The organism is Clostridium sp. (assembly GCF_022482905.1).
In the GTDB taxonomy this organism is placed as follows: domain Bacteria; phylum Bacillota; class Clostridia; order Clostridiales; family Clostridiaceae; genus Clostridium_B.
The window spans coordinates 2,906,879-2,925,865 of the sequence record NZ_JAKVOI010000001.1 but is presented as its reverse complement, the minus strand read 5'-3'; the positions used below and the strand labels follow the sequence as shown (position 1 = coordinate 2,925,865).

Genomic DNA, 18,987 nt, shown 5'->3' with positions numbered 1-18,987 from the left:
TAGTAACGAGCAGATTGAGGAAAAACGCGAACGAGGAGTGGAGTTTACTTATGTAAATGAGCACCGGAGTGAGTGATTTTGACGAAAAGATGCGAAGTTAATAACAATTTTTTATTCTGTTTAATTTTGAAGGATCAGGTTATTCAATATTCTTCAAAATTGTTCCTTGAAAATTGTACAGTAAGAAAAAAGAGAAGTCGAAAGACTTCATGAAAGTAAAGTAAAGCTGAGGTTAATGAAATAACCTTTGTAGATATATGTGGAAAATTAATAGTAGCAAGCAGTTCGAGGAAAGGCTTGAGCGAGGAGCGGAGCTTACTTGTGTAAGTGAGCACCACAGCGAAAGACTTGACGATGAAATGCGAAGCTAATATGGATTTTCTTTAGGTCAAGCTACAAAGGGCGCATGGTGAATGCCTTGGCACCAGGAGCCGACGAAGGACGTGATAAGCTGCGATAAGCTTCGGGTAGACGCAAATAGTCTGAGAACCGAAGATTTCCGAATGGGGAAACCCACAGTGGAAGCACTGAACTGTAAACTGAATTCATAGGTTTATAGAGGTAAACCCGGGGAACTGAAACATCTAAGTACCCGGAGGAAGAGAAAGAAAAATCGATTTTCCAAGTAGCGGCGAGCGAAAGGGAAAGAGCCCAAACCAGGAACTTGTTTCTGGGGTTCGGGCAGACAGAGAGAACAATAGGTTAAGTGAAGAGAGCTGGAAGGCTCCGCCATAGAAGGTAAAAGCCCTGTAGGTGAAAGCTGAAAAAGTTCCAGTCTGTACCAGAGTACCACGAGACACGAGAAACCTTGTGGGAAAGAGGGAGGACCACCTCCTAAGGCTAAATACTACCTGGTGACCGATAGAGAAGAAGTACCGTGAGGGAAAGGTGAAAAGAACCCCGGAAGGGGAGTGAAAGAGAACCTGAAACCGTGTGTCCACAACCGATCGAAGCACTTTAACGTGCGACGATGTGCTTTTTGTAGAACGAGCCAGCGAGTTACGGTATGCAGCAAGGTTAAGCACTTAAGGTGCGGAGCCGAAGGGAAACCGAGTCTTAAAAGGGCGTCTAGTTGCATGCAGTAGACCCGAAACCGGGTGACCTATCCATGGCCAGGTTGAAGCGGAAGTAAAATTCCGTGGAGGACCGAACCACGTTGGTGTTGAAAAACCATGGGATGAGCTGTGGATAGCGGAGAAATTCCAATCGAACTCGGAGATAGCTGGTTCTCCTCGAAATAGCTTTAGGGCTAGCGTCGTGAATGAGTAGTGGAGGTAGAGCACTGAATGGGCTAGGGGCTGACAACAGTTACTGAACCCTATCAAACTCCGAATGCCATATACTTGAATCACGGCAGTCAGACCGGGAATGATAAGATCCTCGGTCAAAAGGGAAAGAGCCCAGATCATCAGCTAAGGTCCCAAAGTGTAAGTTAAGTGGAAAAGGATGTGGGATTTCGAAGACAACTAGGATGTTGGCTCAGAAGCAGCCACACATTCAAAGAGTGCGTAACAGCTCACTAGTCGAGAGATCCTGCGCCGAAGATGTCCGGGGCTAAAACTTACCACCGAAGCTATGGACCCGAAAGGGTGGTAGAGGAGCATCCTGTACGGATAGAAGCAGTACCGTAAGGAGCTGTGGACTGTACAGGAGAGAGTATGCTGGCATAAGTAGCGAGAAATAAGTGAGAATCTTATTGGTCGAAGACCTAAGGTTTCCTGGGGAAGGTTCGTCCGCCCAGGGTTAGTCGGGACCTAAGCCGAGGCCGAAAGGCGTAGGCGATGGACAATCGGTTGATATTCCGATACCGCAAACTGGCGTTTGACAGAAGGGATGACGCAGAAGGATAGGATGTGCACACTACTGGATGTGTGTCTAAGCACTGAGGCAGGCCGGGGAGGAAAACCCATCCGGTCAATGCTGAGGTGTTACAGGGATCCAATTAAGGAGAAGTATCCGATTTCACACTGCCAAGAAAAGTCTCTATGGAGCAAGTTTGTGCTCGTACCGCAAACCGACACAGGTAGGTGAGGAGAGAATCCTAAGACCATCGGAAGAATTGTTGTTAAGGAACTAGGCAAATTAACTCCGTAACTTAGGGATAAGGAGTGCCCCGAAAGGGGCCGCAGAGAATAGGCTCAAGCAACTGTTTATCAAAAACACAGGTCTCTGCTAAAGCGAAAGCTGAAGTATAGGGGCTGACGCCTGCCCGGTGCTGGAAGGTTAAGGGGAATACTAAGCGCAAGCGAAGGTATGAACTTAAGCCCCAGTAAACGGCGGCCGTAACTATAACGGTCCTAAGGTAGCGAAATTCCTTGTCGGGTAAGTTCCGACCCGCACGAATGGCGTAATGATTTGAGCACTGTCTCGACAACAAATCCGGCGAAATTGTAGTGCAAGTGAAGATGCTTGCTACCCGCGATTGGACGGAAAGACCCCGTAGAGCTTTACTGCAGTTTAGCATTGAGTTTCGGTATTGTCTGTACAGGATAGGTGGGAGGCATGGAAACCGGGGCGCCAGCCCTGGCGGAGCCAACGTTGGGATACCACCCTGACAGTACTGGAATTCTAACCGGCGGCCATGAAACTGGTCACGGGACATTGTTAGGCAGGCAGTTTGACTGGGGCGGTCGCCTCCTAAAAAGTAACGGAGGCGCCCAAAGGTTCCCTCAGAAGGGTCGGAAATCCTTCGAAGAGTGCAAAGGCAGAAGGGAGCCTGACTGCGACACATACAGGTGGAGCAGGGACGAAAGTCGGGCTTAGTGATCCGGTGGTACCTCGTGGGAGGGCCATCGCTCAACGGATAAAAGCTACCTCGGGGATAACAGGCTGATCTCCCCCAAGAGTTCACATCGACGGGGAGGTTTGGCACCTCGATGTCGGCTCGTCGCATCCTGGGGCTGAAGTAGGTCCCAAGGGTTGGGCTGTTCGCCCATTAAAGCGGCACGCGAGCTGGGTTCAGAACGTCGTGAGACAGTTCGGTCCCTATCCGTCGCGGGCGCAGGAAATTTGAGAGGAGCTGTCCTTAGTACGAGAGGACCGGGATGGACTGACCTCTGGTGTACCAGTTGTTCCGCCAGGAGCATGGCTGGGTAGCTATGTCGGGAAGGGATAAACGCTGAAAGCATCTAAGCGTGAAGCCCACCTCAAGATTAGATTTCCCACAGCGTAAGCTGGTAAGACCCCTCGGAGAACACGAGGTTGATAGGTCAGGGGTGTAAGCATGGCAACATGTTCAGCTGACTGATACTAATAGGTCGAGGGCTTGACCAAACATTCATCTTACTGTGCAATTTTCAGGGAACAGAGCAGTATTCCATATGGAATACACATGTTTTCAATATTTGCTGTAGAGTTTACAGTAAATAAATTATTAGCAGCGAATAGATCAAGGAAAAGCTTGAAGGAGGAGCGGAATTTACTTACGTAAATGAGCACCGCAGTGAGAACTTTGACGCAGAGATATGAAGCTGATAATGATTTATGTCAAATATCTGGTGGTTATGACGTGAAGGTAACACCCCTTCCCATTCCGAACAGGATGGTTAAGCTTCATTGTGCCGAGAGTACTGCAGGGGAAGCCCTGTGGCAGGGTAGGTTGCTGCCGGGTTTTTATGGTTCACTAGCTCAGTTGGTAGAGCACATGACTTTTAATCATGTTGTCCGGGGTTCGATTCCCCGGTGAGCCACCAAGGTAGAAAGTATTGTAAAATTATTTTTTAAAATAGTTTTACAATACTTTTTTATTTAAAGAATTCAATTACAAGATCTGATTTGGATTTTTCACTAAAATTACGTCTTTGGTTGGGCATGATAAATATCTGAATGTTTTTAAGCTACTTCTTCTTTATCAGTAATATACCATGTATTGTTTAATTTTTTAATAGTAAATTTTATAGGCACATCTTTTGAGGCACCAACATCTTTGTTTTGCGAATCTTTTATAATAACTGAGTAAGTCATATTTACATAAATTACATTACCTATATTTTTCTGTAAATTTTGTTTTAAACTAAAATCTACTTTAAAGGGTTTTTTATATTTTAGGTCATTTACTGCATATATTTTATAAACATTTATTTTTTCAAATACTTGTTTTGACATGTGTGTTGAATATTTTTGTTACATTAAGCAAGAGTGAATATAAAAAATATATTTTTTCTTTTAATAATCAACTTATCACATCCAGTTATTTAATTATAGGAGTTTTTAGTTAGTGCCAATGAACAAATTATACCATATAAGCTATAAAAATAATGTCATAAATAGTTTTTTGATAGAATTACATAAAAATATTGTAAAATAGATAAAAATGTGATAGCATATTTATAAATTATATAATAATGCATGGGGTTTTAAATAAACCAGCAAGGGGTGATGGATTGAAAATAAAGGCACTATTTACTATTAATCTTGGGAAAAATGAAATTCAGGAAATTGAAAAGCTTGGTTTTGAAATTATTTTTAAAAAGGAAAATGAACTTGAATATTCAAATGAATTGAAGAATGTTGAGGTTATGTTTACATATAACCCATTCTTACATTTTAATGTAAGTAAACTTGAAAATTTAAGATGGATTCAACTTGACAGTGATGGCTTTGACCAGATACCTGTAGATTATGTAAAGAGTAAGGGTATTTTGGTGACAAACAACAGAGAGGGATATGCAATACCCATTGCGGAAAGTATAATAGCAAGCGTACTTTCAATATACAGAGAAAGCTATAGATTTTACAAGAATAAAGAGAATAGATTATGGAAACCCAGCGCTACTGTTCTGGAGCTTCATGGCAGCACTATTGGAATTATAGGAACGGGCAATATAGCTTATGAAACAGCAAAAAGGCTTAATAGTTTCGGTGTAAATATTTTAGGATTTAATACAAATGGAAGAAAAGTTGAATATTTTGACGAATGCTATCCTTCTGACAGTATTAAAAACAAAATTGGTTGTTGTGATGTAGTCATATGTCTATTACCTCTTACAGATAGAACTTATCATTTTGTGGATCAAAATGTCATATGTGAAATGAAAGATGGTGTAATATTTGTAAATGCTTCAAGAGGAGAGGTAGTTGATGAAAAAAGTTTGATAAAGTATATAGAAAATGGAAAAATAAAGGCTTCTGTTCTTGATGTTTTTGAAAAAGAGCCCTTACAGAAGGATAATTGTCTATGGAATTTAGATAATGTTATTATAACTCCACATAATTTTTGGATTTCCCAGAATGTTAAAAAGAGATTATATCAATTGGTATTTGAGAATATGAAGAGATATAAATCAGGCGAGAAGTTAAAAAATATAGTCAATCTTGATAGGGGATATTAAAAAGTTATTTTAATTGTATACAAATACAAATACATATATAAAGCTGTTAGATGTTTTGTGTCCAATAATTTTTTTTAGGAGTGAACAAGTATTATGAAAAATGATAGTTACAGTCATTTGATGAATAGAAAGCAAATAATTAAAAAAGATAAGAGAGTAAATAAAAGAATTAAATATGATGCTAATTTTAAAATTACAGGTGTTAATTATACAAAATGCAACTATCAGGTATTTGCTGTGGATGTATCCATTTCAGGAATAGGTTTTTTATCAGAAGTTGAATTTAAGAAAAATGATTTATTGGAATTGATATTTAAATATAATAGCATCAGCATACCTTCAACAGTTAGAGTTACACATGCAAATTTATATGATAGAGGTTATTTTATTGGAGGTAATTTTATTGCATTAGAAAATACATACAGAGAAATGTTAAAACAAGAATTATTATAGAAAGAATTAAAAATGATTAAGGGGTGATGTATATGATGGAGTTGTTGGAAACAAATTTAATTAGCAAGGAAATTGAGGATTTGACCATAGATCTGGTTAAGGTTCCCAGTGTTAATGGCACAAAGGGAGAAGTTGATATAAGCAATAAAATTTATAATTATATAAAAAGTATTGATTATTTTAAAATAAACGAAGATTATGTCTGGCAGACAGAGCTAAAAAATGATAGGTTAGGCAGGAAAAATGTTTTTGCATTTTTGAGAGGAGAGAAGAAAAGATCAGGGAAAACTATTATTTTACACGGTCATATGGATACAGTTGGAGTTGATGATTTTGGACAGCTTTCCGAATATGCCTTTAATCCAGTTGAATTTGAAAGACAGCTCAAAAACCTTGATCTTCCAAATGATGTAAGGAAAGATCTTGATAGTGGAAAATGGCTGTTTGGTAGAGGAGCATCTGATATGAAAAGCGGTGATGCAGTACATCTAATAGTTTTAAAAGAACTTTCAAAAAAAATTAAAGACATAGAGGGCAATATATTGTTTATGTCAAATCCGGTAGAGGAAAATGAACATACGGGAATAATAGAAGCGCTGGATGTACTTGAAGATTTAAAGGAGAAATATAATCTTGAATATTCACTTGCTATAAATAATGACTATATATGTCCAATGTATGAGGGTGATACTGCAAAATATATTTACACGGGAACAGTTGGAAAATTACTTCCCTGCTTTTATATATTTGGAAAAGAAACTCATGTAGGTCAGTGTTTTGAAGGATTGAATCCTGATGTACTGGCAGGGCAGCTTATAAATGAAATTGATTTGAATGTGGAATTATGTGATGAGTATAGCGGAGAATATACTCTCCCGCCATCTGTCCTGAAATTCAAGGATTTAAAGAAGTTATATAATGTTCAGACACCATCTTCAGCTTTTGTATATTTTAATTATGCAGTTCACAATGAATCTCCTGAAAAAACTATGGCAAAGTTGAAAAAATCAGCAGTAGAAGTCTTCGATAAAATAGTAAGCAGAAATGACAAGAGCTATAGAGCTTATTGTGAAAAAGTAAACCAAAAATATACACCTATAGATTTTCAGCCTAGCATATTGACCTATTCTGAACTGTGTAAAATTGTGGAAAAAAATTTTGACGGTAATTTGAAAAAAGAACTTGCTAAATATACGGAAAATCTTCTTGAAATGAATATGGATTTGAGGATTATTTCTTTAAAAATGGTGGAAAAGGTATTTAAATTGTACGAAAATAAAGAACCATGTATAGTGCTGTTTTTTGCGGCACCATATTGTCCGCATAATGTATTAAAAGATGAAGATGTGACAGAAAGAGAAGTAATAGAAAAAATAGAAGAATCCATAGATGAGATGGGTAAAGATGGATGTATGGAATCATTCAAAATGATGAAATTCTTCCCGAGTCTTTCTGACAGCAGCTATTTGAAGATAGATGATGATTTTGAAGAACTTTATAAGTTAACTTCTAATTTTCCTGGGTGGGGACAAGTTTATGAAGTGCCACTACAAAAGATAAAGAAACTTAACATACCAATAGTTAACTACGGGTGTTATGGTAAGGATGCACATAAATGGACTGAAAGGGTATATAAGCCTTATTCATTTGAAGTCCTGCCAAAGTTGATATTAAAAACTGTAGATAAATTTTTAAATTGTTAGGGGAGATATATTTTGAGTAGTTTATATGAACGGAGTTTGAAGGTTATGCCTCCTGTTGCTAAAAGAGCGACTAAATTGGGTGTTGTAAAAGGCAAGGGTGCTTATTTGTATACGGAAGATGGAAGGAAAATGCTTGATTTTGCAAGCGGAGTGGCAGTTTGTAATTTAGGGCATAATAATGATTCAGTCATAAAGGCAGCTGAAGAACAGATGAGACAGCTGATCCACGGAGGACATAATGTAGTATATTATGAATCTTATGTCAGACTTGCAGAAAAATTAGTGGAGCTGACGGGAAATGATACTATGGTTTATTTTAGCAACAGCGGTGCGGAAGCAAATGAAGGAGCAATAAAACTGGCAAAGTATGTTACAGGAAGAAGTGCCATTATTTCTTTTAAAGGGTCGTTTCATGGCAGAACTCTGGGAACTGTGTCCATAACCGGTTCAGATTCAAAATACAGAAAAAATTATGAGGGACTTCTGCCAAGTGTATATTTTGCAGAGTATCCCTATTGTTTCAGATGTCCATATAAGCAGAAAATGGAATCATGCAGCATGGAGTGTACAGAACAGTTTGAAGAAGACATTTTTAAAAGACTTGTTGATCCTTATAGTGTTGCTGCAATTATAATGGAACCTGTTCAGGGGGAAGGTGGATATATAGTTCCTCCCGAAAAATTTGTAGAGTATGTTAGGAAAGTATGTGACAAGTATGGAATATATCTTATATTTGATGAAATACAGACAGGGTTTGGAAGAACAGGTAAAATGTTTGCACAAGAAAATTTTTCTGTCAGACCCGATATATTTACATGCGCAAAGTCAATAGCATCGGGTTTTCCTTTAAGTGCTGTCATCGGTAAAAAGAAAATTATGGAGAAATGGCCTTCTGGAGCTCACGGAGGAACTTTTGGGGGGAATCCTGTTGCCTGTGCTGCTGCTATAGCTACCATAGATGAACTGCAAAAAGGAATTATTTCACATGGCAGGGAAATGGGTGACTATTTAAAAGAAAGACTGCTTGAATTAAAAGACAAGTATCCAATTATAGGCGATGTAAGAGGAATGGGACTTATGATAGGCATGGAATTTTGTGATATCAACAAGGTACCTTGCAGTGAAATAGTAGATGATATTATTGAATTTGCCATTGAGAATAATCTTATACTTTTATCCTGTGGAACTTATCATAATGTAATAAGATTTATAGCACCGCTCATTGTTTCAAAGGATGAAATAGACAGTGCATTAACTATTGTGGAGAAAGGTATAACTGAGTACATGAAATTTCATACCAATATATAATATTTTTTAAAAGGAGAGGATGGAATGAACAAGGGTTTTGTAAGAAATTCAACGGGTATATTGAAAAAGGTGCTGCTGTGTCCGCCGGATTATATGAAGCTGCAGCCTATTAACGTTATTGCAAACAAATGGATTGAACAGAATAAAGGGCTGGATATAGAGAAGTGTATTGAGGAACACAGGGAACTCGTAAGTATATATAAAGAAAATGGCATAGAAGTTGAGTTGATGGAACCGAAAGAAGAAATAACAAATGAAGTTTTTGCGAGAGATTTTGGCGGCTGCGTATACGAAGGATATATATTGGGAAAATTTAAAGAAAAAATCAGATTTAGGGAAACAGAAGAATATGAAAAAGAAATGGAGAAAATAGGTGTTCCATGTGTGGCAAGAGTGGAAAAAGGAATTTTTGAAGGTGGAGATTTTTGGTTTTTGGATGATAATACTCTTGCTATTGGAACAGTGGCAAGAACAAATGAAACTGGCATACAGGAAATAAGGGAAGGATTAAATAAATTTGGTTATAGTGTAGTACCTGTCAAATGTCCGCAAGAAAATCTGCATCTTGACATGTGCTTTAATATAGTGGCAGAGAAAATGGCAGTAGTATGCAGACGGGCATTACCGGATTCTTTCATTGAAATACTGAACAAGAGAGGATTTATGTTGATTGATATTCCACAGGAAGGTGTTTTCAAGCATCAGTGTAATTTACAATCCATAGGCAATGGAAAAGTTATATCATTGAAATCAAATACTGAAGTTAATAGAAAACTGAGAGCAAATGGACTGGATGTATTAGAATTGAATGCAAGTGAGATATTGAAAAGCGGTGGAGGGCCTCACTGTATGACATTTCCGCTGATCAGGATTTAACTAGTTGTATACAAATACGAATACTTATATAGATTGTCTTAAAGAGATCTAGACAGGAAGGTGATTCTTTATGGAACATAGGTTTATTTCAAAAAAGCATTGGAAAGATGCAGTTACCATCATGGATGAATCTACAAAGAAGTTTATAAAACAAGAAGATGTAATAGACTTGAGTCTCGGTGTACCTGATTTTATAACTGATTGGGAAATAAGTGAAAAAGCAATGGAAGATGCTAAAAAAGGACATACCAAATATACGGAATCGGCAGGAGATCCTGAATTGATACGGGAAATAGTAAAATTGTACAATGAGAAATATGATTTGGCATTTAAAAGTGAAGAAATAATGACTGTAGTTGGTGCATGTCATGGAGCATATCTTTCATTGCAGGCAGTACTTGACGATGGTGATGAGGTTATAGTACATGCTCCCTATTTTACACCATATGAAGAACAGATAAAGATGGCAGGAGGAAAGATGATCGTAATTGATACCTCTGAAGATAATGAATTTAACATAGATGCAGATAAATTAAAATCAAGTATAACTCCAAGAACAAAAGCTTTGATGCTGAATTATCCCAATAATCCTACGGGAGCCGTATTTGACAGGAAACTGCTTGAGGAAATAGCCCAAATTGCGGTAGATAATGATCTATTGGTAATATCAGATGAGATATATGATGTTTTTGATTATGAAAATAAATTTGTGCCAATGGTATCACTCCCTGGAATGAAGGAAAGGACTATAACTCTGGGAAGTTTTTCAAAGGGATATGCCATGAGCGGGTGGAGAATAGGTTTTGTTATAGCACCTGATTTTATAATAAATTGTATGAAAAGTATCAATGAGAATATATGCTATTCAGCACCCTCTATATCTCAAAGGGCTGCCATATATGCATTGAGAATGAGAAAGAGGATACAGCCCTTAATGATAGAAGAATTTAAAAATAGATTGAACTATTGTTATAAAAGGATAAACTCAATTGAAGGAATGAGTGTGATGAAACCTAAAGCAGGTATATATCTATTCCCGAATATCAAAGAAACAGGAATGACTTCCCTGGAATTTTCTAATCTTCTGCTGCAGGAAGCAAAAGTTATTGTTATACCGGGTACAGCTTTTGGAAAATGTGGAGAGGGACATGTAAGAATAGCCTGTACCGTAGGAGCTGAAAAACTCAAGAAGGCTTTTGACAGGATTGAAAAAGTCTTGAATAAAGTGAAGATTGAATTTTAGATTGTATTATGATAAACTTTACCTGTATAAATATGCAAGTAAAGTTTTGCTTTTCAATAGAAATGTATACATATACGGATACTGAAGGGAGGAATAGGCTTGAATGGATTACCCAGGATAGGAACAAAAATTTCATTGACTGATAAGGCGTATGAAACTATTAAAGATGCCATTATGACAAATTACTTCAAACCTGGAGAATTATTGATAGAAGAAAAGCTGGCAGAGAAGCTGGCAATAAGCAGAACTCCTTTGAGAGCGGCCTTAAAGCGGCTGGCATATGAGCATCTGGTGGATATAAATTCTTCGAGAAATGTTATCGTATCGAATGTGAGCCAGCAGGATGTTGAAAAGATAACTGTTGTTAGACAGGCATTGGAACCAGTTGCTGTATTGAGCCTTGAAAATAAAATAAAAGGAACACAGGTTGAAGATTTAAGGAAAATAGTAGAAAGGGAAGAGGAAGCATCAATAAAAAAAGAGTATGATGAACTTATAAAGATGGAATACGAATTTCATGTAAGCATAGCAAAATTTACTGATAATGAATGGATATATGAAATGGTAAAAAACATCAATACTATAATTCAGAGATTTCTCATATTATCTGGAAGTCTGAATCGATATAATAAACTTGCAATTGAGGAACATGGAGAAATACTGAAGGAGATAGAAAATGGAAGATACAATAAAGCCGCAGAGAATATGAAAATACATATAATCAAAGTATCTAACAGGATGTTGAAATAGCTTGTTATAGATACATTGATCTTAAAAATTCCTTCCCTGAAGGAGTTTTAAAATATTTGTGGTTCATATAGTTTATATCAGGTCTTTTTAGATTATCTTCGTAGGCATTGACTAAAAAATCACTTTCAATAAGTATCTGAAGATCTATTCCGTCAATTTTATTATAGCTGTGATGATTGCCTATTAAAAAGCATATTCTGTCTACCACATTATTATTCAATTCAATATCTTCGAGTAATTTTCTAGCTACAGGGGGACCTTCAATTTCCTGATAATTTCCTGCCGAGCTGTTATATTTTCTCTCACTTTCCTTAATGCCTATATCATGAAGAATAGAAGCCAGTTCAAGTATGAACATCTGGTGATCATCCAATTTTTCTAGTTCACCTATGGTTTTACTGAAGCTGTATACTTTTAAAGCATGATTTATTCTTTTAATATCATTTCCAAAATAAGTTATCATCTTTTTAATTACCGTACTAGATATTTCTGACATAATTTCCTCCCCGGGTTTTAAATTGTTAATTTTATTATAATATTTTTATAGACACAATGATAGTATTAAATTTGAATATTATTTTAGTAAAAGCATGGAGGTTTTAAGATAATGAAAAATATACTGCTTGTGGAAGATGATAGATCATTGAATAGAGGAATTAGTTTTAAATTGGAAAAAGAGGGCTATGGAGTATTTTCAGCCAGAAGTATAGAAGAAGCAAAAAAAATATTATATGGTAAGAGTGTCGATCTTATGATCCTTGATGTAGGACTTCCAGATGGAAATGGATTTGATTTTTGCAGTGAAATCAGAAAGAATAGTGATTTGCTCATTATATTTTTAACTGCCTGTGATGAGGAAGTGGATATTGTAACAGGACTTGATCTGGGTGCAGATGATTATATCGCCAAACCTTTCAGTCTCATGGTACTGATGTCGAAGATAAATGCCTTGCTTAGAAGAAACTGTGATAAAGGAGGAAACAGTAAAATCATGTCCGGGGATATGGCCTTCTATGTAAATGATATGAAGGTATTGAAAAAGGGGAAAGAATTGTTCCTGAGCAGGAATGAGGTAAAACTTTTGAAATATTTAATGGATAATTCAGGACAAATAATAAGTAAAGATCAGCTTTTGGATAAACTTTATTCCATAGACGGTACCTTTATAGATGAAAATACTATAGCTGTAAATATAAGAAGGCTCAGAGAAAAAGTAGAAGATGATCCTTCAAATCCTCAATATATAAAAAATGTCAGGGGAATAGGATACATATGGGCAGAGAGCTGTGCAAAAATATGATTGAATATTTAAAAGAAAATCCATTATTTAAAAGAGCGTTTATAACAGCGGCTTTAGGTACCATGCTTATTTCCATGGCTGTCTGCTTTTTGCATTATTATATGATAAATAAGATCTATGTAAATCAGATGAATTCCACAGTACAATTGGTGGGATCTCTTGCAAGATCGCATCCAGAAGATGAAGTAGAAATTGTAAAAACCATTCTGTTAAAAAAATATAATTCTGAGGACTTAAATTATGGTGAGAGCATCATAAAAAAATATGGATATGATGATGAAGTCAAAGCCTGGAACGATGCTGCATTTAATAAAAATGTATATGCTATGGCAATTGACGATCTGGTTGTGTTTATACTGCCTCTTGCTGGAGGCATATGTATTTTTAGATACTGCAGTCTGAGGATTATAGAAGAACTTGAGGAAATTTTAAATGTAGTTGATAAAATAATAGACGGCAAATTTTCCATAAAGGCTGATAATGATAAAGAGGGGATTTTATCTAAAATATATTCAGGGCTTTATCAAATGACCAGAATACTTGAGCTGAATATAAATAAACTGGACAGGGAAAAGGAAAATATAAAGTCCCTTGTTACAGATATATCACATCAGATCAAAACACCTTTGTCCTCCATAAAACTCTTCAACTCCCTTCTAATAGAGGATGAAAATATAAATACAGATGAAAGAAAAGAATTTTTATATACCATAAAAGAAGAAACGTTAAAACTTGAATGGCTTACAGGATCTCTTATAAAGCTGTCAAGACTTGAAGCAGGCATGATCACATTTAAAAAAGAGAAAAAATCCATAAAGGATACAATATATAAATCCATAAAGGGAGTATATTCAAAAGCACTTCATAGAAATATAGAGATAGATGCTGAAGATATTGATGAGTATTTTGTTTTTCATGATCCCAGGTGGACCAAGGAGGCCATAATCAATGTGCTTGAAAATGCTATAAAATACACGGATTCGGGTGGAAAGATCAATATAAGTATGGTTGAAACGAATTTTTTTATAAGGATTGATATAGAGGATAATGGAATAGGTATACCAAAGAAAGATTTCAACAAGATTTTCAAAAGATTTTATAGGGGAAATTCCAGGGTGGTTCAGGAATGTGAAGGATCCGGAGTTGGACTGTATCTTACCAGGAGGATACTGGAGCAGCAGGGGGGAAATATCATGGTGGATTCAGAAGTAGGGAAAGGAAGCAGGTTTAGTCTTTTCTTACAGAAGTGTAAGTGAGTTTGAAAGTGATATGTAATATTGCCATGTTATGATCTGTGTATCAAATGTAAAAGAGAGGTAATAACATGAAGGTATTGGAGACGAAGTCTTTAAAGAAATACTACGGTAGAGGTGAAAATTTGGTCAAAGCTGTGGATGATATAAGTTTTACTGTACAGGAGGGAGAATTTATTGTAATAGTAGGTACCTCGGGATCGGGAAAAAGTACGCTGCTTCATATGATGGGTGGACTAGACAGGCCTACTTCAGGAAATGTGTATATTGAGGGAAGAGATATATTTTCAATGAAGGAAGACGATCTGGCTATATTCAGAAGGAGGAATATAGGTTTTGTATTTCAGGCCTTCAATCTTGTGCCTGTGCTGAATGTATGGGAAAATGTGACGCTGCCAATAGGTCTTGACAATAAGAAGGTGGATGAAAATTATATAAGAGAACTTATGGAAACTCTAAACATATATGATAGAAGAAGTTCACTTCCCAATACACTTTCAGGCGGACAACAGCAGAGAACTGCCATCTGCAGGGCCCTTGCCAGCAAGCCCTCCATAATGCTTGCAGATGAGCCTACGGGAAATCTTGATTCCAAAACTGCCCAGGAAGTTATGTCGCTGCTTAAAATGTCAGTGGAAAAATACAATCAGACACTTGTAATGATAACTCATGATGAAAAGATAGCCCAGATGGGTGACAGAATAGTTGGAATAGAGGATGGAAAAATAAGGGCAGGTGATATGTAAAATGAACTGTATATCAAATCTGGCCAGAAAAAATTTAAAATTCTCAAAGACTAAAAATATTCTTGTCATAATAACCATAGCACTTGCTACATGTCTCATAACTGCCTCCGGTATAGTGATCTACAGCATTCAAAATATGGTAATAGCTTCCACCGAAGAACAATCCGGAAATTATCATGGAATCTACAAAAATGTGAATGACAGGCAGATTGAAATATTGAAGAACAACATAAAAATTGAAAGTGCAGGAGAATACATTCCATTTGAGAGTGTAAAGAGAAAAAATTCCAATTATCCGGATATATCCTTAATTTACGCAGATTTCAAAGCAGCAGATATGACAAATATTAAACTGGAGAAGGGTGAGCTTCCACAAAAAAGCACTGAGATAGCCCTGGAAAAATGGGTACTTGAAAAATTAAATGTAAAAAGTGCTTTAGGGGAAACCATACATATTGAATATGGAAATACCTCTTCAGCTGCAGACTTTGTACTAAGTGGTATATTGAAGGACAGTACAATGCACAAGCAGCAAAACGTGAGTACAGGGCTGGTGTCAAAAAAATTTGTATATGAAAACTTGCCAAATGTAAAAAAGGACTGCTTTGTAAGGATAAAAAACCATAGAGACGTGGAAAAGAGTGTCACTGATGTAGGTCATAGTATTGGGATAAAAGACAAAAATATAATCAAAAACTCCATGTATATAGATGCCTCAGGAGGAGATCCCATGATGCTGGCGGCGTTTGCCGTGATAGCAGTAATTGTTGTTCTGACGACAGTGGTGGTCATATATAATATATTTTATATATCCGTTATTGAAAGGATAAAACAGTTCGGGCTGCTTGCAGCAGTGGGAGCCACCAGGAAACAGATCAGAAAGATAATATTCAGGGAGGGACTTCTGCTGTCTGTGGTAGGAATTCCACTGGGGAGTATACTTGCCCACATTGCTGCTTTTATGATTGGATATCTTTTTTCACAGATTTCTAATATAAGAATGAAGTCCTCTCCCTACATTGTGATTGTATGTGTATTTATAAGTCTGGCTGCAGTGGCAATCTCTCTTATAAAACCAGGGAGGCTGTCTTCGAAGATATCTCCTGTAGAATCTATGAAATACAGCGGTGTAAAAATAAGTTCCAGTAAAAAGGAGAGGGCTTCATTAAAAAAGATATCCATGGCTAAAATTGCACGGCTGAATCTGTGGAGAAATAAGAAGCGTACGATTATGACCATGCTTTCTCTGACCATGAGCGGAGTTTTATTTATCATAATATGCAGTGTTTTAAAAAGCATGAGTATAGATAATATTGTCAGACGTGATTTTAAATATGAATTTGCCCTTTCAGTTACAAATACCTATGGAAGTCCATTGAATAAAAAATTGATTGATGATATAAAAAGCATGGATGGAGTAAAAAATGTCCATGTAAGTAAAAACACATCCAGCATTTTTGTAAACAATGCGCGCAGCATTCTATACGGATACGATGATTATATACTGAACAGGTTAAATAAGTATCTGATAAGAGGGAATATATCCAGCGAAAATCTGAAAAACAGAGATGAAGTTCTCATAGTGGGCAGAAAAAATGAAGACGGCAGCGTTACCTGCAAATACAAGGTTGGGGACAAAATACCTTTTTCAATCAGGAAAGAGGACAGCAGCGGCAATTTGAGAGAGGTCATGAATAAAGAGTTCACCGTAGCAGGTATACTAAGCGGCAATATTGCAGGCTCCGGCTTGATTGTGGGAGGGTATGAATTTATAACTCATGAGGATGTATTTACGAAAGAAGAATTTAAAGACAGCCTGGCAGATAACAGGGACAACAAATTAACTGACATTTATATAGATATAGACAGCAGTAAATTTGATACCATAAAAAACAGGCTCAAAGCTATAGTAAATAGGGACAGCAGGATAATGTATGATTCAAATACGGACTGGCAGAAGGAACTGGATGATCAGTTTATGGCAATAGAGATAACAGCAATGAGCTTTACGGGAATAATAGCCCTCATAGGAATTTTGAATCTCATAAATACCATGATTACAAGCATACTCACAAGAAAAAGAGAGTATGGAATGCTCCAGGCAGTGGGGCTGTCAAACAAACAGCTGAGACAGATGCTTCAGATAGAGGGCATGTACTATGCTGGTATAAGTTCTTTACTGTCGGTGATTTTTGGAACCGGTCTTGGATACTTCTGCTTTAAACTGTTTAAAAAGGCAGGAGCGGATTATGCAGAGTATGAATTCCCTCTCATACCTATACTTGCAATTATTGTGGTGTTTATTTTGCTGGAAATACTGATAACCTACCTTATTGAAAGCAGATTAAAAAAGGAATCCATAATTGACAGGATCAGGTACAGTGAATGATAATATAAAGTGATTCTTAGGTTCTTGAGAAAGATTTTTTTATAAGGGTAATCACTATGAACCTAAGAATCACTCTGATTTCACTGCTCTCCGTCAGCCTGCGAGGTTGTTTCATATCCTGGTTTTTTATACATGGTTAAAAACAGCGTTGGAATCACAGCCGCCACGGTGAAGCCGATGGCCCACCAGAACGAGACGTCGAAGGAATGAGCAAGCGCATGAAGATCGGAGGCAGCCTGGCCCACCATCTGCTGTTGGGCGACGGTAGCAAGGATAGCCGACCCGAAAGCCCCGCCGATGGTTTGAAAGATCCTCGTGGCAATACTCGCATGGGGAACCTGCTCTCTCGGAAGTCCAATATAAGCGGACATCATGATTGCAATCAGCAAGCCGCCGAGTCCCGCCCCTCTGATTAGCAGAGCGGCAGCCAGAAAGATCAGATTCGTATCAACACCTGCAAAAGCAAATGGCAGAGTGCCGACTGCAATACCAACGAGACTAATCAACACGATATTGCGTGAACCGTTGCGGTCTGCCACCTTACCGGCCCAGCTTCTGGTGAATAGCATCCCAATTCCCTGTGGAAGCAGCCACAATCCGGCATACAGTGCACTTGCCCCGCGCACCTCCTGATAATAGAGCGGAAGCATCAGCATGGCCCCGTTCGTGATGATCCCGCACAGGATCAGCAGGATATTGGAAGCGGAAAAATTGGCGGATTTGAACAGCCGTACATTCAAAGCCGGTTCTCGTTTTGTATTCAGCGCATAGATGACATAGGATGCCATCAAAACAATGCCCATGATCAGTGGGACATAGACTGTACTGCTATTTAAGCCACCGTGCGTAGCAACCTGCGCAATGCCATAGATCAAAAGAGCAAACGCGGGAGAAAGCAAAAGCATGCCGATCACATCAAGGGATGCTTCCTTTTCCACATGCTTATCGGCCGGTATTCCCCACAAAGCTAACGGGATGGCTACGATACAGATTGGAATATTGACAAAGAAAATTGCGCGCCAGCTTAAGCCATTAACGATAATTCCTCCTAACACCGGGCCAAGGATTGGTCCCAGCAGAGCAGGAATGCTGACGATGGACATGATCCGCCCGAGATTGCGACCACCGGAGATTTGTACAAGCTCTGTCTGCAATGTTGGCATCAGGAGCCCTGCACTGATTCCCTGGATAACGGCAAAACAGATTAAGCTCTGGATATTCCAGGACAGCATGGCAAGCACGGAACCGATCAAGAAGATTGCCAAGGAAAAGATATAGGATCGTTTGCATCCAAATCGTTTGACAGCCCAGCCTGAAATTGGAACGGTCAGTCCCATTGCAAGAACGAATCCCGTCGTGATCCACTGCACAACAGAAATGGTTGCCTTCATTTCGATTGAAATGGTATGGATGGCCACATTGACCATCGTGGAATCAAACAGCGGTGCAAGTCCGCCGACCACCAGGACAATAGCAGCCCTGAGCACGATTGGATCGAGTTTTTCTTTTGATGGTTTTGCATTTTCTGTATTCATAAGAGAACTCCTTTCATAGTTAAAATAAGAAACGTTGAGTTTCTTATGAAATTATGATATAATAAATACAAACCTTTGTCAATAGGAAACTTGGAGTTTTT

General features: G+C 37.7%; 15 protein-coding genes, 1 tRNA gene and 2 rRNA genes. 15 read left to right on the top strand and 3 right to left on the bottom strand.

Annotation, left to right across the window (positions count from 1 at the left end; all coding sequences use genetic code 11):
• Positions 1-386: 386 nt before the first annotated feature.
• The 4 genes from LKE46_RS14345 (at position 387) to LKE46_RS14330 (ending at position 3,692) form a co-directional block, all read left to right on the top strand.
• Positions 387-3,273 (top strand): 23S ribosomal RNA (locus LKE46_RS14345).
• Positions 3,266-3,430 carry a hypothetical protein gene (locus LKE46_RS14340; protein ID WP_291722585.1) on the top strand — a complete coding sequence of 55 codons (165 nt, stop codon included), beginning with the start codon at positions 3,266-3,268 and terminating at the stop codon, positions 3,428-3,430. Before LKE46_RS14345 ends, LKE46_RS14340 begins: the two co-directional genes overlap by 8 nt.
• Before the next feature lie 63 nt (positions 3,431-3,493).
• Positions 3,494-3,610: ribosomal RNA gene (gene rrf, locus LKE46_RS14335) — 5S ribosomal RNA — on the top strand.
• Between the two features lie 6 nt (positions 3,611-3,616).
• Positions 3,617-3,692, top strand: a tRNA-Lys gene (locus LKE46_RS14330).
• 139 nt (positions 3,693-3,831) lie between these two features.
• Here LKE46_RS14330 and LKE46_RS14325 read toward each other — a convergent pair.
• Positions 3,832-4,104 (bottom strand): hypothetical protein, encoded by a 273-nt coding sequence (locus LKE46_RS14325; RefSeq protein WP_291723748.1) that lies wholly within the window; start codon positions 4,102-4,104, stop codon positions 3,832-3,834.
• A 239-nt stretch (positions 4,105-4,343) separates the two neighbouring features.
• Between LKE46_RS14325 and LKE46_RS14320 the strand changes: the two genes are divergently transcribed.
• The 7 genes from LKE46_RS14320 (at position 4,344) to LKE46_RS14290 (ending at position 11,663) form a co-directional block, all read left to right on the top strand.
• Positions 4,344-5,330: a phosphoglycerate dehydrogenase gene (locus LKE46_RS14320; RefSeq protein WP_291723745.1), complete on the top strand. Its 987-nt coding sequence runs from the start codon at positions 4,344-4,346 to the stop codon at positions 5,328-5,330.
• A gap of 93 nt (positions 5,331-5,423) precedes the next feature.
• The gene (locus LKE46_RS14315) at positions 5,424-5,783 is read left to right on the top strand and encodes a PilZ domain-containing protein (RefSeq protein WP_291723742.1); all 360 of its coding nucleotides are present in this window, start codon (positions 5,424-5,426) and stop codon (positions 5,781-5,783) included.
• A 32-nt stretch (positions 5,784-5,815) separates the two neighbouring features.
• Positions 5,816-7,486: a M20/M25/M40 family metallo-hydrolase gene (locus LKE46_RS14310; RefSeq protein ID WP_434735199.1), complete on the top strand. Its 1,671-nt coding sequence runs from the start codon at positions 5,816-5,818 to the stop codon at positions 7,484-7,486.
• A 12-nt stretch (positions 7,487-7,498) separates the two neighbouring features.
• Positions 7,499-8,794 (top strand): aspartate aminotransferase family protein, encoded by a 1,296-nt coding sequence (locus LKE46_RS14305; protein WP_291723738.1) that lies wholly within the window; start codon positions 7,499-7,501, stop codon positions 8,792-8,794.
• 24 nt (positions 8,795-8,818) lie between these two features.
• On the top strand, positions 8,819-9,670 hold the full coding sequence (locus LKE46_RS14300; protein WP_291723735.1) for a dimethylarginine dimethylaminohydrolase family protein: 852 nt from the start codon (positions 8,819-8,821) through the stop codon (positions 9,668-9,670).
• A gap of 70 nt (positions 9,671-9,740) precedes the next feature.
• Positions 9,741-10,913 (top strand): pyridoxal phosphate-dependent aminotransferase, encoded by a 1,173-nt coding sequence (locus tag LKE46_RS14295; RefSeq protein WP_291723732.1) that lies wholly within the window; start codon positions 9,741-9,743, stop codon positions 10,911-10,913.
• Positions 10,914-11,012: 99 nt separating this feature from the next.
• Positions 11,013-11,663 (top strand): GntR family transcriptional regulator, encoded by a 651-nt coding sequence (locus LKE46_RS14290; protein ID WP_291723728.1) that lies wholly within the window; start codon positions 11,013-11,015, stop codon positions 11,661-11,663.
• Between the two features lie 4 nt (positions 11,664-11,667).
• Here the strand turns inward: LKE46_RS14290 and LKE46_RS14285 are convergent, their stop codons facing one another.
• Positions 11,668-12,159: an HD domain-containing protein gene (locus tag LKE46_RS14285; protein WP_291723725.1), complete on the bottom strand. Its 492-nt coding sequence runs from the start codon at positions 12,157-12,159 to the stop codon at positions 11,668-11,670.
• A 111-nt stretch (positions 12,160-12,270) separates the two neighbouring features.
• Between LKE46_RS14285 and LKE46_RS14280 the strand changes: the two genes are divergently transcribed.
• The 4 genes from LKE46_RS14280 to LKE46_RS14265 all read left to right on the top strand — a co-directional run bounded on the left by LKE46_RS14280 (position 12,271) and on the right by LKE46_RS14265 (position 17,351).
• Positions 12,271-12,963, top strand: coding sequence for a response regulator transcription factor (locus LKE46_RS14280; RefSeq protein WP_291723722.1), 693 nt, complete (start codon positions 12,271-12,273; stop codon positions 12,961-12,963).
• Positions 12,936-14,219 carry a sensor histidine kinase gene (locus LKE46_RS14275; RefSeq protein ID WP_291723719.1) on the top strand — a complete coding sequence of 428 codons (1,284 nt, stop codon included), beginning with the start codon at positions 12,936-12,938 and terminating at the stop codon, positions 14,217-14,219. The genes LKE46_RS14280 and LKE46_RS14275 overlap by 28 nt, the downstream gene beginning before the upstream one ends.
• A 68-nt stretch (positions 14,220-14,287) precedes the next feature.
• Positions 14,288-14,962 (top strand): ABC transporter ATP-binding protein, encoded by a 675-nt coding sequence (locus LKE46_RS14270; RefSeq protein WP_291723716.1) that lies wholly within the window; start codon positions 14,288-14,290, stop codon positions 14,960-14,962.
• Position 14,963: 1 nt separating this feature from the next.
• Complete coding sequence (locus LKE46_RS14265; RefSeq protein WP_291723713.1) at positions 14,964-17,351, top strand: ABC transporter permease; 2,388 nt, start codon at positions 14,964-14,966, stop codon at positions 17,349-17,351.
• Between the two features lie 80 nt (positions 17,352-17,431).
• Here the strand turns inward: LKE46_RS14265 and LKE46_RS14260 are convergent, their stop codons facing one another.
• Entirely contained in the window at positions 17,432-18,886 is a 1,455-nt protein-coding gene (locus LKE46_RS14260; RefSeq protein ID WP_291723710.1) for an MDR family MFS transporter, read from the bottom strand.
• Between the last annotated feature and the right edge of the window lie 101 nt (positions 18,887-18,987).

What these genes read in the sequence shown, in the direction of transcription:
- LKE46_RS14300 (WP_291723735.1), top strand. Translation starts at nt 8,819, where the DNA reads ATGAACAAGGGTTTTGTAAGAAATTCAACGGGTATATTGAAAAAGGTG.
- LKE46_RS14320 (WP_291723745.1), top strand. Translation starts at nt 4,344, where the DNA reads ATGCATGGGGTTTTAAATAAACCAGCAAGGGGTGATGGATTGAAAATA.
- LKE46_RS14295 (WP_291723732.1), top strand. Translation starts at nt 9,741, where the DNA reads ATGGAACATAGGTTTATTTCAAAAAAGCATTGGAAAGATGCAGTTACC.
- LKE46_RS14275 (WP_291723719.1), top strand. Translation starts at nt 12,936, where the DNA reads ATGGGCAGAGAGCTGTGCAAAAATATGATTGAATATTTAAAAGAAAAT.
- LKE46_RS14325 (WP_291723748.1), bottom strand. Translation starts at nt 4,104, where the DNA reads ATGTCAAAACAAGTATTTGAAAAAATAAATGTTTATAAAATATATGCA.
- LKE46_RS14310 (WP_434735199.1), top strand. Translation starts at nt 5,816, where the DNA reads ATGATGGAGTTGTTGGAAACAAATTTAATTAGCAAGGAAATTGAGGAT.
- LKE46_RS14270 (WP_291723716.1), top strand. Translation starts at nt 14,288, where the DNA reads ATGAAGGTATTGGAGACGAAGTCTTTAAAGAAATACTACGGTAGAGGT.
- LKE46_RS14315 (WP_291723742.1), top strand. Translation starts at nt 5,424, where the DNA reads ATGAAAAATGATAGTTACAGTCATTTGATGAATAGAAAGCAAATAATT.
- LKE46_RS14280 (WP_291723722.1), top strand. Translation starts at nt 12,271, where the DNA reads ATGAAAAATATACTGCTTGTGGAAGATGATAGATCATTGAATAGAGGA.
- LKE46_RS14260 (WP_291723710.1), bottom strand. Translation starts at nt 18,886, where the DNA reads ATGAATACAGAAAATGCAAAACCATCAAAAGAAAAACTCGATCCAATC.
- LKE46_RS14265 (WP_291723713.1), top strand. Translation starts at nt 14,964, where the DNA reads ATGAACTGTATATCAAATCTGGCCAGAAAAAATTTAAAATTCTCAAAG.
- LKE46_RS14285 (WP_291723725.1), bottom strand. Translation starts at nt 12,159, where the DNA reads ATGTCAGAAATATCTAGTACGGTAATTAAAAAGATGATAACTTATTTT.